The sequence below is a fragment of the Methanofastidiosum sp. genome, assembly GCA_020854815.1.
In the GTDB taxonomy this organism is placed as follows: domain Archaea; phylum Methanobacteriota_B; class Thermococci; order Methanofastidiosales; family Methanofastidiosaceae; genus Methanofastidiosum.
Genome location: JAHKLW010000087.1, coordinates 1 through 17,189 on the forward strand (window position 1 = coordinate 1; position 17,189 = coordinate 17,189).

At 34.1% G+C, this 17,189-nt stretch carries 16 protein-coding genes; 9 read left to right on the forward strand and 7 right to left on the reverse strand.

What is annotated here, in order from left to right:
• Positions 1-322 precede the first annotated feature (322 nt).
• From cfbA to cfbB, 5 genes are read left to right on the forward strand one after another with little or no spacing between them, the layout of a single operon-like run.
• A complete protein-coding gene (cfbA, locus tag KO464_10110) occupies positions 323-706 on the forward strand; it encodes a sirohydrochlorin nickelochelatase (GenBank protein ID MCC7573715.1) in 384 nt (127 codons plus the stop codon).
• Positions 706-1,977: a hypothetical protein gene (locus KO464_10115; GenBank protein MCC7573716.1), complete on the forward strand. Its 1,272-nt coding sequence runs from the start codon at positions 706-708 to the stop codon at positions 1,975-1,977. Before cfbA ends, KO464_10115 begins: the two co-directional genes overlap by 1 nt.
• Positions 1,978-1,990: 13 nt before the next feature.
• Entirely contained in the window at positions 1,991-3,058 is a 1,068-nt protein-coding gene (cfbD, locus tag KO464_10120) for a Ni-sirohydrochlorin a,c-diamide reductive cyclase catalytic subunit (GenBank protein ID MCC7573717.1), read from the forward strand.
• Positions 3,055-3,846, forward strand: a complete 792-nt coding sequence (locus KO464_10125) for a P-loop NTPase (GenBank protein MCC7573718.1) — start codon at positions 3,055-3,057, stop codon at positions 3,844-3,846. The genes cfbD and KO464_10125 overlap by 4 nt, the downstream gene beginning before the upstream one ends.
• Positions 3,847-3,848: 2 nt before the next feature.
• Positions 3,849-5,198, forward strand: a complete 1,350-nt coding sequence (gene cfbB, locus KO464_10130; GenBank protein ID MCC7573719.1) for a Ni-sirohydrochlorin a,c-diamide synthase — start codon at positions 3,849-3,851, stop codon at positions 5,196-5,198.
• 7 nt (positions 5,199-5,205) lie between these two features.
• Here the strand turns inward: cfbB and KO464_10135 are convergent, their stop codons facing one another.
• From KO464_10135 to KO464_10150, 4 genes are all read right to left on the reverse strand, one after another.
• Positions 5,206-6,561 (reverse strand): signal recognition particle protein Srp54, encoded by a 1,356-nt coding sequence (locus tag KO464_10135; protein ID MCC7573720.1) that lies wholly within the window; start codon positions 6,559-6,561, stop codon positions 5,206-5,208.
• Positions 6,562-6,601: 40 nt separating this feature from the next.
• The gene (locus KO464_10140) at positions 6,602-7,525 is read right to left on the reverse strand and encodes a MarR family transcriptional regulator (GenBank protein ID MCC7573721.1); all 924 of its coding nucleotides are present in this window, start codon (positions 7,523-7,525) and stop codon (positions 6,602-6,604) included.
• 320 nt (positions 7,526-7,845) lie between these two features.
• Positions 7,846-8,073, reverse strand: a complete 228-nt coding sequence (locus KO464_10145; GenBank protein ID MCC7573722.1) for an Lrp/AsnC ligand binding domain-containing protein — start codon at positions 8,071-8,073, stop codon at positions 7,846-7,848.
• A 55-nt stretch (positions 8,074-8,128) separates the two neighbouring features.
• Positions 8,129-8,686, reverse strand: a complete 558-nt coding sequence (locus KO464_10150; GenBank protein ID MCC7573723.1) for a metal-dependent hydrolase — start codon at positions 8,684-8,686, stop codon at positions 8,129-8,131.
• 73 nt (positions 8,687-8,759) lie between these two features.
• Here KO464_10150 and KO464_10155 point away from each other — a divergent pair, with 73 nt between their 5' ends.
• Positions 8,760-9,248 (forward strand): hypothetical protein, encoded by a 489-nt coding sequence (locus KO464_10155; GenBank protein ID MCC7573724.1) that lies wholly within the window; start codon positions 8,760-8,762, stop codon positions 9,246-9,248.
• Here KO464_10155 and KO464_10160 read toward each other — a convergent pair.
• Genes KO464_10160 through KO464_10170 form a run of 3 tightly spaced genes read right to left on the reverse strand, consistent with a single transcriptional unit; the run spans position 9,238 to position 13,727 of the window.
• Entirely contained in the window at positions 9,238-10,098 is an 861-nt protein-coding gene (locus KO464_10160) for a hypothetical protein (GenBank protein ID MCC7573725.1), read from the reverse strand. The genes KO464_10155 and KO464_10160 overlap by 11 nt on opposite strands.
• On the reverse strand, positions 10,046-12,094 hold the full coding sequence (locus KO464_10165; protein MCC7573726.1) for a helicase C-terminal domain-containing protein: 2,049 nt from the start codon (positions 12,092-12,094) through the stop codon (positions 10,046-10,048). The genes KO464_10160 and KO464_10165 overlap by 53 nt, the downstream gene beginning before the upstream one ends.
• 4 nt (positions 12,095-12,098) lie before the next feature.
• Positions 12,099-13,727, reverse strand: coding sequence for a methylamine methyltransferase corrinoid protein reductive activase (locus KO464_10170; protein ID MCC7573727.1), 1,629 nt, complete (start codon positions 13,725-13,727; stop codon positions 12,099-12,101).
• Positions 13,728-14,054: 327 nt separating this feature from the next.
• Between KO464_10170 and KO464_10175 the strand changes: the two genes are divergently transcribed.
• The 3 genes from KO464_10175 to KO464_10185 are packed head-to-tail and all read left to right on the forward strand — an operon-like array spanning position 14,055 to position 17,171.
• Complete coding sequence (locus tag KO464_10175) at positions 14,055-15,494, forward strand: FAD-binding oxidoreductase (protein MCC7573728.1); 1,440 nt, start codon at positions 14,055-14,057, stop codon at positions 15,492-15,494.
• A gap of 6 nt (positions 15,495-15,500) precedes the next feature.
• Positions 15,501-16,772, forward strand: a complete 1,272-nt coding sequence (locus KO464_10180; protein ID MCC7573729.1) for a (Fe-S)-binding protein — start codon at positions 15,501-15,503, stop codon at positions 16,770-16,772.
• Positions 16,773-16,829: 57 nt separating this feature from the next.
• Entirely contained in the window at positions 16,830-17,171 is a 342-nt protein-coding gene (locus KO464_10185; GenBank protein ID MCC7573730.1) for a hypothetical protein, read from the forward strand.
• Positions 17,172-17,189: the final 18 nt, after the last annotated feature.

A 17,189-nucleotide genomic window follows, 5' to 3' on the forward strand; every position in this document is an offset into this window, starting at 1 on the left:
CTTATCGCCTACTCTTAGAAGTTTTTCATACCTTTCCTTAATGGCAATATCTAATAATGTTGTCATGACAACTAAAACCCACTATTAGTATATAAATTTAACCAATAGCGGGAGCAGAACCGAAGTTTATCAAAATTCTCTCTATTTTCTATATGTATTTATCGTATAAAAACTTTGTCATGAAAAACGATAGACTTTTAATTGATACTAATTTACCCCAATTGGAACTTATCCTTTCAACAAAAACTTTAAAAGTACCAGAAAGTAAGATAAGTAACACAAAATATAAATAAAGTAACACGATACGTTTGAGGTGTAATAAATGAAAGGTGCAATATTAGTTGGACATGGAAGTAGGCTCAGCTACAACAAAGAGCTATTAACAAAATTATCTGAAATCTTTAAAGACTATTTTGATGGGGGTATAATAGAGATTGGATTTATGGAAATGAATACTCCAAAGATAATGGATGCCGTAAATAGTGCTGTTAAGAAGGGTGCTGATGAATTGTATATAGTTCCAGTGTTTTTAGCAAAAGGCGTTCATACCACAGAAGACATTCCAAATGAAGTTGGAGGATTCGAGAATGGAAAAAGCACGATCGATATAGAGGGTAAAAAAGTAAAACTAATTTACTGTGAACCTATAGGCCCTGACAGAAGAATTGCTGAGATTCTTTGGGATAGAGTAAAGGAAAAATCTTAATGAAAAGGTTCATTATACTTGATATAAATCATGGTGGAGATTACCTAGCATCTATCCTAAAGGATCGGGGCTTCGAAGTAATTGTCTATGATATATATCAAAAGCGAGGGGAAAAACAACAAAAACTTGAGCAAAAAGGAATTAGAGTTCTTCAAGATGTCAACAGAGAATATCCAGACTACACTGTCGTATATCCTGTACATTGCCCCGACCATTTTCTTTCTTCTTTTTCTAATAATGAGAAATTAACTCACCATGAGCTAGTAAATTTTCTATTTAAGAGTAAAAAAAATACAGTTGAGATAACAGGCTCTAAGGGTAAAACAACGACTGCATATACCTTAGCTTTTCTTCTGTCGTTTGAAGAAGAATCATTCCTGAACTCATCAAGGGGTTTTGAAAGTTTTCTAGATGGTGAAACTAGGCCAATAGAGAAAACAAATTCTATATCTGCAGGGTATACTGCAAAGATATTATCAAACAATTACTCGAAATGTCATGTTTTTGAAGAAAGCCTAGGGGTATGCGGAGTAGGCGACATATCAATTCTAACAAGTATAAATCCAATTTACAATATAAAAGGTGGGAACGGTAATTCTCTAGATGCAAAAAAGCAATTATTTGAACTATCAAAAGAAAATATTATTATCGATTTGAAAGATAAAACTGCTAACAATTTAGCGAATAAATATAAAAAAGATGTATTTAGGATATGGGAAGATGTAAAAATAGAAATTCCCGATTATTTAGAGATTGGAAAGGACGTTAATTCTAGTATTTATTATAAGAATATAGAATTGAGATCAAAATTTAACGGCAATTATATACTAGTGGGCTATCTAAATCCTATATTGTTTAGTTTTATGGCCTTAAAGATATTCAATAAAAATCTAGAAAAAGCTTCTTCTTATTTGTCAAATTATAAAGGTGTCAAGAATAGGTTATCAGTTGTTACTGAAAATAGTTATACTAGAATAATCGATAAATCTGGAGGATTTTCGGAAGAAAGTCTAAGATATCTGTTATCTCTCTTAAAAAAGAATTACGATATGTTCTATAAAAATATTAATCTACTGATTGATTTAACTAATGTATCTCATTGCCAAAAAATAGATGTGGATCTCTTAGACGGCGTAATTGCAGAATTTGGCAATCTTATAGACAATGCATTTTTATTAGGGGACTATGATTTTGATAGATTTAAATACCTAAAAAATAGCACTGAACTTAATATACAAAAAGGGGATCTTTTAATAGAATGTGGTAAGTGATAAGATGAATATTTTGACTCCAAGACCTAATCCTATAGTTGCAGCCTTGTATACATTAAGAGATCTTGATGTCGATGTTGCAGTATTGCACGGCCCCTCTGGATGTGGATTTCGTGCAGCTAGATTACTAGAAGAAGATGGTATGAAAGTTGTAACGACTTCTATGTCTGAAGAGGATTTAATTTTTGGTGCAAGTGATAAACTAATCGAAGTATTACATGAAGTTGATGAACTTTTCTCACCAAAGACAATTGGCGTTGTTGGTTCTTGTGTGAGTATGATTATTGGTGAAAATGTAAAGAAAGCCATAATTGACTCTGGATTAAAGGATAAAGCGTTCTTTGTAGAAATCCATGGTTGTATGGGGGCTAATACTAGAGGCGCAATAGAAACTTTGAAAGCTGCAATGGAGTTCGGCCTAATTGATGAAAAAGAGTTCCAAAGACAAGAAAAGATGCTACTTTTAGCAACTGAAGTTGAATCAAATAGTGGCATGGCAAAGTCAAAGTATACTAGACCCTCAAGAGGTGCAGAACTTAAAACTGTTGCAGAACATATAATCAATCTATTAAAAGATAACAAAAAAATAGCAGTTATCCTGAATGCAAAAAAAGAAACTGCATATCTTTTTGCTGACATCCAACTCGCAATAAATTTAGCTTCAAAAAGGATAGGTGGTTCGGTTATTAATGTTGGTAATCTTTCTACGGAAGTAGGGCTCTCAAGAATAAAGAGATATGCAGAGGATATTAAAAATGATTTTGAATCGAATGGAATTTCTATTGAATATATTTCTGGGGGCATGGATGAGTACCCAATAGCCGGTAAAAATGCAATATCATATCTCAAGGACAAGGATTTTGACCTTCTTGTAGCAGTAGGTATACCTCAAGCTTTACCGGTAATAGATAAAGAGTCTATAGCAGTTACAAATGGCCCAAGAGAAGTTCACCCGCTTGAAGATGTAGGATATAAGTATGTAACAGTTGAAATTGCTTCACACTCAACTGTTATGGGCACAAGGGAGATAGTTCTTAGTGAACTTGGTGAAGCAATAAGAGATGCTGCAGGGATTCAATGAAACAGATTGCTATATATGGAAAAGGCGGAATAGGAAAATCATCAATATCCTCAAATCTTTCAGTCAATTTGGCTTCTGAAGGATACGAAGTTTTACTTATTGGTTGTGATCCCAAAAGTGACAGTACCATTAATCTCTTTGAAGGTAGAAGGATAGATACTGTTCTAGATCTTTACAAAAAAGGAATTACAGACCCAGATAAACTAGTTTTTGAAGGATATAATGGAGTAAAAAGTGTCGAGGTAGGAGGTCCTGCAGCAGGAGTAGGGTGTGCAGGAAGAGGAATTCTCGTCGCATTAAAAACTCTTAACAAAGATTACTACATTCAAAAAGGATTTGATATTGTAATATACGATGTCCCAGGAGACGTTGTATGTGGAGGATTTGCAGGACCGGCAAGAGAAGGGTATGCAGATGAGATCTACATAGTCACAAGTGGCGAATACCTATCAATATATGCGGCAAATAATATTGCAAAAGGATTATTTAATTTAAAAGTAAAGATGGGCGGGATAATAGGTAATATGAGAGGAATACAGAAAGAGGAAGAGAAAATTCAATGGTATGCAAAAGGTATAGACTCACAAATGATTAAAGCTGTTGAAAGAAATCCCAAAATCTACGAAAGTGAAATTGAGGGCAAAACTGTGCTAGAAAAATATCCAAATGACCCTCTAAATTTAAAATTTAAAGAAATTGGGGCGAAAATACTTGAAAATAAGAAAGCTAAAGTCCCAAATCCAATAACAGATGAAAAAATAAGATCAATACTTGGAGGCCTCTGTTGAACATACCTAGAGTCGTAATTGCTGGAACAGCGTCTGGAGTTGGCAAGACTTCAATTTCTTGTGGCATAATGAAAGCTTTATCAAAGAAAAATAATGTTGCCCCTTTCAAAATTGGGCCAGATTTCATTGACCCGATATACCATAGATTTGCCACGGGGAACTTCTCTAGAAATCTCGATACTTTTTTCATGGAAAAAGATGCACTCATAGAGAATTTTCAAAGAGGTGCAAAAAAGAAAGACATAGCAATTATTGAAGGAGTGAGGGGACTATACGAAGGAATAGATCCGATAGAAGAAGTTGGCTCGACGTCTCACGTTTCGAAGATTTTAGATTCTCCAGTAATCCTAGTTATGAACACTCGTTCACTAACAAAAAGTGCTGCTGCTTACATTAAAGGATTTCAAGCTCTAGATCCAAATGTCAAAATTAGAGGAGTTATTTTAAATCAAGTTAGAGATGAAACGCACTTTAAAAAATTACAAAAGGCCATAGAAACTTTTACTGATGTTGAAATAGTGGGATACATTGAGCGCGGTGCAATTTCGCTAAGCTCAAGACATCTTGGACTTGTGCCCTTAATTGAAAGAGACGATAGAGAAGAAGTTATGGAAAGTCTTGGAAAAGAAATTGAAAATAAAATCGACATTAATAAAATAAAAGATATTGCCAAAGAAGCAGAAGATTTAGAAGAAAAAAAAGGTCATTTGTTTCAAATAAATTCAGAATTAAAAAATAATAGAATTAATATTGGCGTACCATTTGATAAGGCTTTCAGCTTTTATTATAAAGAAAATATTGAAGCTTTAGAAGAAAATGGCGCTAAGATATCATATTTTAAACCTACGGAAGGAGATAATTTACCTGATGCCGACGGTTACTATATCGGAGGTGGGTACCCCGAAATATATCCAGAAAACATCTCAAATCACACTAGCTTTTTAAAAGATTTAAGGTCGGCTTTTGAAGAATCAAAGCCAATATATGGCGAATGTGGCGGATTAATGGTATTATCCAGATACTTAGAAGTAGACAATAAAAAATACCCTATGGCAGGAATATTTGACCAAGGAACCTTAATGAAAAAAAGTAAACAGGGTTTAAGCTATGTCATTGCACGGCCCACAGAAAAGCATTTCTTCTTAAAGGATATTGTGAAAGGCCATGAATTTCACTACTCCAAAATGGAACCAGTACCACAGAAAGAAGATTTTGCTTACAAGATACTAAGAGGTAAAGGAATAAATAATGTCTTTGACGGTTTAATTAAAAATAAATGTATTGGCTCGTATCTGCATATACATACTGGTGGCGCTCCTTCTTGGGCATCTTCCTTTCTAGAAAGTGTATAATAATAAATTACATTTCAAATCCAGGAGGCATCATTGGCATTTTTCCTTTCATGCCCCTGAGTTGTCTTTTGTTCATCCCTTTTAGGAACTTCTTAATCATTGCATACTGATTTAATAACTCCTTTACATCGCCTTGATTAGTTCCTGATCCTCTTGAAATTCTTCTTATACGTTCATGATTTATTATCTTTGGATTTTTCTTTTCTTGCATAGTCATTGAATCCATTATGATCCTAAATTTTGTAAGCTTCTCTTCTCCTACTTCAACCATGTCAGACGGAAGATTTGCGCCCATACCAGGTATCATAGATAAAACCTGTTTCAACGGGCCCATTTTACTTACCATTTCAAGCTGACTATACATATCAAATAGATCAAACTTACCTGAGAGTATCTTATCCTTGTCAAGTTTAGAATAATCCTCTGCTTCAGAAGCCTCTTTTACTTTCTCTAAAAGAGTCTCAAGGTCCCCAAGACCCAATAAACGTGAGACAAATCTTTTTGGGTCGAACGGTTCGATGGCATCGATTCTTTCCCCCGTTCCAATAAATTTAATAGGGGCGCCTGTTGCTGCCGCGGCGGATAATGCCCCGCCCCCTTTTGCTGAACCGTCAAGTTTTGTTACTATAATCGAACCTACGTTAGTTGCATTTGCAAATCCTTCAGCTTGAACAAAAGCTTGCTGGCCAATTGTGCCGTCTATAACAAGTGTGACTTCATCAGGATTAATTGTGTCGGAGATTTCAGTCATCTCGTCTATTAATCCTTTTTCTTCCTTATGTCTACCGGCCGTATCAACTAAAATTATGTCAGAAGCTTTTTCCTTGAAGAATCTTACTCCTTCTCTAGATAGTTTGATACTATCCTTTTCCTTTGGATCGCCAAATACAGGTATATTATTCTCAGCACAAAATTGTTTTAACTGTTCGAATGCTCCGGGCCTCCATGTATCGGCGCCTACAACGCCCACCTTAAATCCTCTTTTTTGGTAGAATCTGGCAAGTTTTCCAGTAGTTGTGGTCTTTCCGCTCCCTTGAATACCTACCATTAATACTACTTTTCCTTTTTTATCAGGGAGATGCTCTTTTTTTGTATCAGAGCCCATAAACTTTGAAAGTTCTTCGTAAACTATTTTGATTATGTGCTCTTTTCTTGAGACACCTTTAGGTAATTTTTCTTCAAGTGCCCTAGATTCAATGCTCTTTGATAATTCAAATACAAGCTTAACGTTGACATCAGACAACAAAAGTGCCTTTTGGATGTCCTTGACAAGTTCTTTTATTAGAGATTCATCAACTACTCCTGCCTTTGTTAATTTTCTCAATGCGCCACTTAAAGCACCTGAAAGAGAGTCTAAGACCATACAAACACCTAATTTATGACATTAATTTTGTTATAAAAAACTAATGGTCAATTTTCTTTTTTAAAGTAATAACAAATGTTCTACCCACAGGTTCTCTTTCGATTAATTCTTTCTTTTCAAGATTTGTTAGAATTTTTGTTATCTTAGCTTTTGAGAATCCTGTTATGCTTGATAGTTTCTTCTGTTTTATCTTTCCACCTTCATTTTTTATTATGCCGCATATTGTCATTTCATCCTCTGAAAGAAGCGATGACGGAATCTTAATCTCTTGAACTCTTACTCTTGGATATCTATAAAAGATAAATAGCCCTAGTGAGATTAATAATATTAAAACAAAAGCTAAAGGAAATACAATATTTGTACCAAATCCATTATTTTTCACAAGTGAATTGTACTTAATTTTAAACATCATGGGCGTTGAAGGAGATTTCATCTCCCATAGTACTATAATCCTTTTTCCATCGCTTTGCAGATACGTTGACTCGGGTATAATTGAAGATATATCCTCATTATTAATCCCATAAGCTGGAGGAAGTTTTATCCTGAAAATAAGATTTATAATGTTAGGATATACCAGATCCTTCGTGTATACAAATTCTTTTTTATTTATTTCAACTGCATTTGAAATAGTGTAGGTAATCTTTATGCTGTTTAGCTCATTTGGGATTAATGTTATTACTTGATCCGGAGGGGGACTAAGTTTTTCATCGTCGTATATTATTTCTAAATTTTTGTATCCTGTTGGAAGATAAAGATTAAAATCAATCTCCTCTTTTGGGTATAAGATAATATCCATCGATTCTTTTAATGAATGATCTTCCATTATCTCAACATCTATTTTTAAGTAGGTAATTTCAATTTGATTGTCAGCAGCTATTGGAACAAAAAATGCGTTGCCTATCAAAGACAGAAAAATTATAGAGGATAATAAGAATTTAAAGACTGGTTTGAGTTCTTTTATCATAATATTACCTGATACTAAAAGATATCATTAATCGGTATCTAATTTTTAGGATAACTTAAAATATATGATTTTTTGACCAAAATAATATATAAGGTTTTAGATAAATAATAATTAATTAGAATTATGTATCTTTGAAAAAAAATTCTTTGATAAATAAAAATATAAATTTTTGAGTTAAGTAAGATGTAAATAAGCACTATATGGGAGATTAATTTTAGAACCGGCAACAGATAAAACGATCTAAAGATATCAAGAGTTTATGGAGACTTCTTCAACAAAAGCATAATCTAAGCAACACGGTTCTTATTACCATTCATTTCTTATAGTGCTATCATTGTCGAAGTCATTTGGACTCCATCGATGTTTCTAATTTTTTCTGTAAGGAAAGGATCAAGGTCTTTTAACTGCTCCACATTTACTTTAACAACAATATCATATTCACCGTAAACTATATATGCTTCTTCAACTTCTTTCATACTTTTCAGACTATCGAGAATCTTTTTTTCTTTTCCAGCATCCCCCACTATGAGGGCAAAAGCAACAACCATTATATCACCTATTATGATTAAGAATTTTACATATTTAAAACTTTTTATAGATTATCTAGAAATGGTTTAAGATATCGTAAATTAATTTTATAGAGTTCTCAGGAGCAGAATCTAATCCAAAAAAAAATCCGCTAATTACAATAATTGCCAATATAGATATTGCAGAGATCTCTATCAGGGTGTTTGCAAAAGAATCATCATATCTTACTCTTCCGCCGATTAAAGGAAAATGTACATGTTTTCTTTTACTAAACGGATAATACAACGGGACCCCCATAAAAGTTAGACTATCTGCAAGAGTATGTGAAAAAACAGCAGACGATGCTACTATTGCGCTATCCCAAGTTATGAAATTAGAGAGAATGCCTCCAAACTTAATTATCGAAAGAGAGGATATAACAAGAAAAACTATAACTGAAGTAAATACGGAATGTGTTAATCCGCTCCTATGTTTTCTAATAAATATGTCAATGTCCGACATCACGCCAAATATGCCTCCAATTATCATAATATCTCCTAGTGGTAACTCTGGCTTTATCCCGATACTAATTAAAAGAATTATAATAATTACGGCAGATAGTATACCCAGTGTTATATGGGTTCTCTTTTTCATTAAATCAAGTTAAAATAAGTTTTTATATAAATTGCGCCAAATAATTTTTAAATTAATTATTTTGATATCGTTTATGAAAATAATAGTTTCCATGATGCTTCTATTTCTTATAGCCATTTCTCCGATTTCAGGTGAACTTACATCACTTATTGTTCCTTTAAATGATGGCGACACACCTAAAGAAATAAAGCCTCTACTAAGAGAGGGATATAAAATCTATTTTCAAGATTTTGAAGAAAATTTAATCGAATTTATATGCTATGATGAAAATTCAGCCTCGCTTCTGCTAAATGAATTTATAAACTCAAGAGGAGGATACCAAATCCAAGAATATGAAGACTTTTCTTATAAGGGACTTAGTGGTTATTCTTTTACATCTGCGTGGGGCAAGGGATTGATTCTAAGGGATAAGAATAGAGTATACATATTCAATTCCCCCTCAGGAAATATGTCAAATTTAAGAATTCTTTTAGAGAATAAATTTGGGAAAACTTTTCCTTATCAATATTTAGCCTTCTTATTGATACCAATGATTATAATAATCTATAAAATTATAAAATAATTTCTTCAATAATCTCAGAGATTTTTCTGACTTCTTCATTTTTCATTCCGTAAAGCTTTATAGTTTCTATCACAAAGCCTTTCTCTTTTATTCTATCATATCTTGGGCATTTGGTAAAAAGAGATTTTCCATTTTTTGGCCTTATTTTTTTATTTAGAATTTCAAGGGATTTGTTTGGATTGTCGTCTCTTACAAATATCGATATTGATTTTGGATCTTTGTAAGGTATTTCAAGTGATGATTTTTGAAATATTTGTGCCATCTCTCTTAAAGTGTTTAATTTGCTTTTGGAATTTTCAACCTCATCAATGAGCTTCGCAAAATAACTTTCGGGGAGCTTTGATAAATCCATTATTTTTTCAGCCTCTTCAAGATTAATGTCAGAACTAATTCCGATAAACCCCCCATATCCACATTCCAAGATCTTTGGGCTTCCTGTTGAGCAACATATTACATCGGCACAGCCAAACTCTTTATCCGAAAAAACACCAGTGATATCTTCAATTGATACAATACCTTTGTCCATTAATTCTTTACATATATCCTTGGAAGGATTAGATCTTATATGGCCGGAAAGAGAAGTAAATAAAAATACATCATAATCTTTTTTGAATTTTGGAATAATTATCCCATTATCGGTAGGAACTTCAACATAGTTTTTTTTTAGAAGTTTTGGTATATCTATAAATCCTCTAAATCCCCCCTGGTCAGGGATCCCAATTTTATTAATATTAGAATCGAAGAGTAAAGAAAAAAGTCCAAATGTCGCAGAATTAACAAAAAACAATTTGTATTCATTATTGAGATGTAGCAATATCTTTTTTCTTAGAATCTGAATAATCTCTTCCATATTTTTTCCACCAATTTTTAACTGTAAAATTATCTGGCCTTAAAAACTCATTGTTTTCTATCGATATATCGGATATTACATCAACTCTTAATGCTTTGATACACTTCTCAGCTGTGTCATATCCTACAAGATATCTCTTTTCGGATACAACGACCCCTAATGGATTAATTCTTGAAGTTCTTGAAACTTTATCTTCGAGGTCGAAATAAGATAGCAAAACTGATTTCTTTCTTTTTGATGCTTCGATTAGGTCTCTTGTTATGTTCGGCCTAATATCCATGCTTCTTTCAAATCCTTCTTCTCTAAAGAAATATTCAGTGTCTTCCTTTTTGAGACCAGTTAAATATCCCTCTTTAATTGACTTAATCTCAGTTTTTAAATCAATGTTTTCAGAAGATTTTTCTAGAAATGATTCTTTCTTCTCATCGTAACCTTCAATATGTATTTGGATGAATATTCCATTCTTTTCTAGAATCTCCCTTACCTTTGGGATATTCTCTTCTTTTATTAGGATAATATTTGGCTCTATAGACTGTTCAATGAAATTTTGTATTCTCTTATTAATCTCTAAGAATAGAGGCATGTCGTTTATCACTAGAAATATTCCTTTGAAAGCCCTAACTTTGCCATACTTCGAGGCCCAATCTCTCAGTTGGTATATGACATTTTGAGGTATATCGTTGGAAGAATATTTTTTCAAGAAGCTTATTATCCTATCAAGTGAAAATCCAGATTCAATGCCATTCATTATTGTTTCTGAGGTTATTGTATACAAACTTACAATATCCGCTTTCTGTATATCTGCAAATCTGTTGAGATCAAATAGTGCAATTTTATCAATCTCTTCGGATAAAACAGAGATTTCAAAGTTGGGAGTCATGAATAAAATCTTTTTCTGTTCTATTTTATTGCTCTTGTCAAAATATATTGTAGGCTCTTTAGATGCTTTTCTTTCAGAAGTTAATAGTTCCTTTCCAAACTCAGTTAGGGAGAAAGAAATCATTTTTCCATTACTAAATCCCCCATCAATTATACCAAGCCACAATAAATAATCGGATATTACTTTCTCAAAGAATTTGTCATCGAAATATATCCACCGATTTTCATCCTTTTCATCGAATAGTGTATTCTGTAATTTTTTTATGAACGATTTAATATAGATGTTTTTACCCAATTCTACTTTTTTTATAGAATCAAGTACTATTCTAATGTTAAGTTCATTTACCCTACTTATGAAAATTTCCTTTCTCTTGAAACCTTCAATGCTTTCAAGACCGAAGAAGATGTATTTGAAGAATAATCTAATTAAATCTTCATCAGTAATTGGAAGAATTTCGTTGATTTTATCAGTCAGTATATATTGATCTCCCGATATTTTGATTAATCCAAAATCTAAAGCAAGACTTTCAATGAACTGAGATCTGGATTCATTTTTTATGTGGAGTTTTTCAACGAGCATCTCTTGATCTTTTTTAGAAATCTCCTTTTTTGCGGTAAGTTTTAATTCCTCCTTTGCTACAAACGATAAGAAAATTATTAAATCGGATATCAGAAGATTTTTGTCTTTTCTTATCTGCAAATCTTCTAGAGGAATCTGTTCAGGAATCTTTTTGAAAATATTAATCAATTTTTCTTTTAATGCAGGATTGACACCATATGTTTTGATTATTCCGTCCATTCCCTCCAAAACCAATAAATTAGTTTCAAGTGTCTTTATAACTTCTTCAAATGTCCAGAAGCTGTATTTTTCAATAAAAATATTCTGAGCGTCCTGTTGTTTTTTAACACCCCCTGCCATAAGTAAGATGCCTAAAAATTCTTTCTCTTTGAGAGATAATGAATTAAAAACAGATTCAATATTACTCTCATTTTCCATTGCTTCTTTTAGGGAGTCAATAATCTTTTCTTTAGGCGTCGTAATATCGACCCCCCATACCTTAAGGGTGTTCTCTACCTGTTTCCCAGATAATTCCTTAACTTTTTCCCACGTATCCAATAACTCACCTATCGAGTGATTCTGTAAGTTTTTCAAATTTGAATACTTTATATGGGCATGAAGCTTGACATTTTAGACACGCCTCGCCATTACATCTTTCAGAAAGTATTCTTATTTTGAAATACCCTTCGTCTATTCCTTCTACCTTTAAAGCTCTTTCGGGACAGACTTTTTCACATTTTGCGCAGCCCTGACAGTTCTCAAACTGGGCGATTAATTCGACACCAATCCGATCTATTACTTTTAATTCTTCACCGATGTCAGGTATATCTCTCTTGACTATCTTATTTATCTCTAGATCACCTTTTACATCTGGTAAAGGCTGAATATTTTTTAGGGCTAGCATCTCATTATATTTATCAATTGACATTCCCTGCTCCCAAAAAGCAAGTTCTTGAACGTAGACATCAGTAAATATTTTTGAAGTGGCAAACATGATGTGTTTGCTTCTTATTTTATCAGCAAGTTTTTGTAATTCTTCTAATGTGTAGTTTTCAACTAAAACGTCATAAGCTAAGAGTAATGAAGTATTTCCTACTTGGTACACCTTTTGAATAGTTGGAGGTATGAGCCCTATTTTTCTTGATTTCATTGCGTCAACATAAGTTCCTGATGCTCCACACATATACATAGTCTTCACTTCTCTAAGATTTATTCCTGCTTCCTGTGCAAGGGTGAGGTGGCCAGCTCTTATAGCACCAATTGCTTTTCCTGCTTCTTTTAGATCATCTTCTGTAAAGTATATATTTTCATCAAGCCTCAACCTTCTAGTTTTTGTATAAATGTATGGAAGTTCTATAACTCCAATCTCAAGACCTGCATAAATTACTGAAACTACGCCAGTTCCTGTAATCCCTATAGGTTGAACATTGGATAATTTCTTTCCCCTAAACTCTTCTTTCCATAAATCTAGAACTCTAACATTTTGAGGCATCATATTCTCATCAAGTGCTAAAGTATGCCACCCAAACTCTAAAACAACGTCAGATATTGCCCCCGGAGCTGCGAGCATTCCGCTAGATATCTCTTGACCTTCGAGAGCTGGCCCTGATGCAGCTGACCCTGTAAATATCTTATCGCCGACTTTCAAGGCCATTTCGGCATTTGTTCCGTAATCTGTTACTAATGATATCTCTTTATTGTCCAGAAAATTACTCTTCACCATCATTGCAAGAGCATCGGCACCAATTTCATGTTTGATGGCAGGAGGTATGAGAACATCGACATTAATTCCTTTGATTCCTATAACTTGTGATGGCACAACCTTGGCATTTCTCGGTTGGATTTCTATCTTTTCAGCTTCTAGGTACTTAGGATCGGCATATGCCAAATCTTTGATACCTATCCCTTCAAATAAAGAGAGCTGAATTGGATTTCCACATATAGCTATCTTTTCAATACTGTCAAGATCAATATTCATCTGATTTAAAATTCTTTCAAATGCATTAATCATTAATTTGTGAGCTATATCTTCGCCAACCTTAATAGCGAAATTAAGATGATCCATCACGTTTGCACCTGGCAATGGGTGTCTTAATGTAATAGCAGTTCTCAGAACTTTCTTAGTTTCTAAATCGACAAGCTGAACTCTAAATCCACTTGTTCCTATATCAAATGCAATGCCCCTTGACATGTTATCCTCTCAGATTATTATAATTCAAATCTCATAAACTAGCTATCCCCTTTTTAATCTTTCGGAATAAAGAGATATAATGAAATTATTTAAGAAAATATTTACGTTAGAGCAAATATAATATTCTAAATGAACAATTTTCAAAAAATATAAGATATATATTCCTTTTAGATTAAATATTTATTCATTATTCAAATTTATTACTAATAAAGTATTTAGGATTATAACATTTAATACCGAAAAATATATAAATGGCCCTTTAAAATGACAATCGGATAAGGTTAGGTAAATTTTAAACCTTGTCTAATTAATCCAGGAGGAATCTTTTTGGACAAAAAGGATAGAATATACAAAGTATTGAGTCAAATAGTTGGCGACGAAAAATGGGTTTCCAACAGCCCTGTAGACTGTTGGTGTTACTCATACGATATGTCTTTTGTCAGACCAAAGATGCCACAGTACGTAGTTCTTCCAGAAACAGTTGAAGAAGTACAATCTATAGTAAGACTTGCAAATGCAGAGAAAATACCAATAGTGCCCTTTGTGGCAGCTACAAACATTGGTGGACTTTGCATTCCAGAGCAAGGTGGTATCATAGTTGATCTCAAGAGAATGAACAAAATTATAAAAATAGACACAGAGTCTAGATATGCTATAATTGAACCAGGAGTAAGTCATGCCGAATTGGCACAGGAATTATACAAAGTTAAAGCAAGATTTGGATGGCCAGTAGGTCCACCATCAGCTTCAGTCCTCGCAGCCGCAATTAACCACGGTATTGGAGGTATAACTGGACGATATGGACTTAACAGCCAGCAGATAACAAGTATGGAAGTAATTCTTCCAACAGGAGAAACAGCTAGAGTAGGGTCATGTGCTATTAGACCTGACGCCTGGCACAGCTTGTTACCATTACCAAGACTTGACGGATTATTCCAAGGATGGCTTGGGACTACCGGTATCGTTACAAAGCTTGGTATATTTACACCACCCGTACCTGACTATGTAGATATAGTTTCGGTAGCAACAAAAGATCTAACAGACATGGAAAGCTATATGAGAACCTTCAGTAAGTATGAATACGCAGACGATCTTACTGCAGTTTCATGGTGGCTATCTCAAGTACCAATTCCATATCCATTTAAAGAGAAGCCAAAAGGCGATCCTGAATGGTACTCATACGCTGTATTGTATGCATTCACAGAAAAAGAACTTGAAAACAAGTTAGACACATTTAACAAGGTTGTAAAATCAGAAAAAGCGAAGGGAAGCTCAGTTGAATCTACACCGTACCCAGAAGAAGCAAAGAAAGCAAGAACACAGCTCCCATCCCAAATTGTAGGTTCAACAAAGAACTACTGCAAGCAAGGAGGAGGAGGTATTTCTTGGCCAGGTACATTTACACCATCAAACAAGTGGGTACAGGTATACGACCAGTGGAGAGACATTTACATGAACAAATTAAGCCCTGCTTTATCACCTGCAGTCAGAGTTACAATGTACAGAGGAACTCACTACGGTATGTTAAGACTTATGACTCCATTCCCAAGAGACAGGCCAGCTGAAGAAGCAAACGCCGCTAACGGAATAGTAGAATGTCTTAAAGTACTTCTAGATGCAGGAGGTATACCATACAAGCCGCCAGTAGCATACCAGAGAGAAATTAACCAGAGAGCTGACCCAGGATACGTCGACCTTATCATTAAGGTAAAGGACATGCTTGACCCCAACCATATCATGAATCCAGGTAAATATCAGGTAAGGTGATGAAAAATGGAAAACTTTAAAGATCTAAAATATTACTCACAGTACTTTAGAAAATGCTCAAAATGTGGAACTTGTAAGTCTGCTTACTCATACGGACCACCACCCACATTTGCAACAATCTGTCCGCAGGGAGAATACTTTAAGTTAGACTCCTACTTTGGTTCAAGATCCAAGTCATTCCTTGGACATGCAATTCTTGAAAACAAAGTAGACTTGACAGACCCTGCCATACAGGAAGATATGCAAAAAGCAGTTTTCTCATGTACAGTCTGTGGTGGATGTCAGAGCCAGTGTCTACTTGATTACAAGCCATGGATAGTTGACTACATTGAACAGATAAGAAATCACTTGGTCAATATGGGAATTGGACCAACAAAAGCAGAAAAAACATACCAGGAAAAGATTATAAAAGAACACAACCCATACGGAGAAACTCACTCCTCAAGGTTTAACTGGTTAAAAGATGTAAAAGACCTAAAGACTGACGGGAACACAGTTTACTTTGCAGGATGTACAGCATCCTACAGAAGAACTGAAATCGCCAAATCAACAGCCAGTGTTTTATCAAAACTCGGTGAAGACTGGGCAGTTATGGGCGAAAATGAATACTGCTGTGGTTCACCACTTCTAAGAGCCGGTCTAAGAGACGAGCCACAGAAGTTAGCTGAACACAACGTCGATTATATAAACGACCAAGGATTCAAGACAGTTGTTACTGCTTGTGCCGGATGTTACAAAGTTCTTTCAAAAGAATACGAAAAATGGTGGGGCTTAAAGCTTAAAGCAAAAGTCATGCACACTTCCCAATACCTTGAAGAAAAGATGCAGAAAGGTGGACTAAAATTAAACAAATTAAACGAAACAGTAACATACCATGACCCATGCCACATGGGAAGACACATGAACCACTATGAAGTTGACTTTGAAGGAAAGAAACAGTGGAAAGGTTCATTCATACAGATTGACAAGGTCGGTCTATACAACACACCAAGAAATGTCCTAAAAGCAATACCCGGTGTAGAGCTAAAGGAAATGTACAGAAACAGAGACAACTCATTCTGTTGCGGTGCTGGTGGAGGTATTAAATCATCCTACCCAGACGTAGCTCTTGAAACTGCAAAGACAAGAGTACAAGAAGCAGAGAAAGTACAGGGAGTAAAGAAAATTGTATCTCCATGTCCATTCTGTGTCACAAACCTTGGTGATGGTGCAAAGGCCCTTGGTTCCAAAATGGAAGTCATAGACCTTATCCAGTTAGTCGACCAAGCACTCAAGTAAATAATTTAATTTTTTATTTTTCTTTAAATTTTTTTAAATATTATGCGGAGAATTTTTATGAAAGCCGAACACTATGTATTTGTATCTAATGAGCCAGATGTTTTTACTGACATTTACACTACAAAAACTCTAGACAACTATGTTAAGTTTAATATAGAATTAAATGACAAAGATGGAAATTTGGTAAATGAAGGCGAACTTCATGTCCAAATAGTGTCAGAATTATATATGCCTTTAATAGTCAAGAGATTCAATCCTTTTGAAGGAAAACTTTCTTTAGTTGTTGGGAATGAACATATAGGCAACTGTGATGCTGTATTTGTAATAAGGCTCAAATCAGATAGAATATTAGATACAACGAAATCAAGAATAGATGTTGAATTTTTGAATACTGAATAAAAAGAAAAATAGTTTATT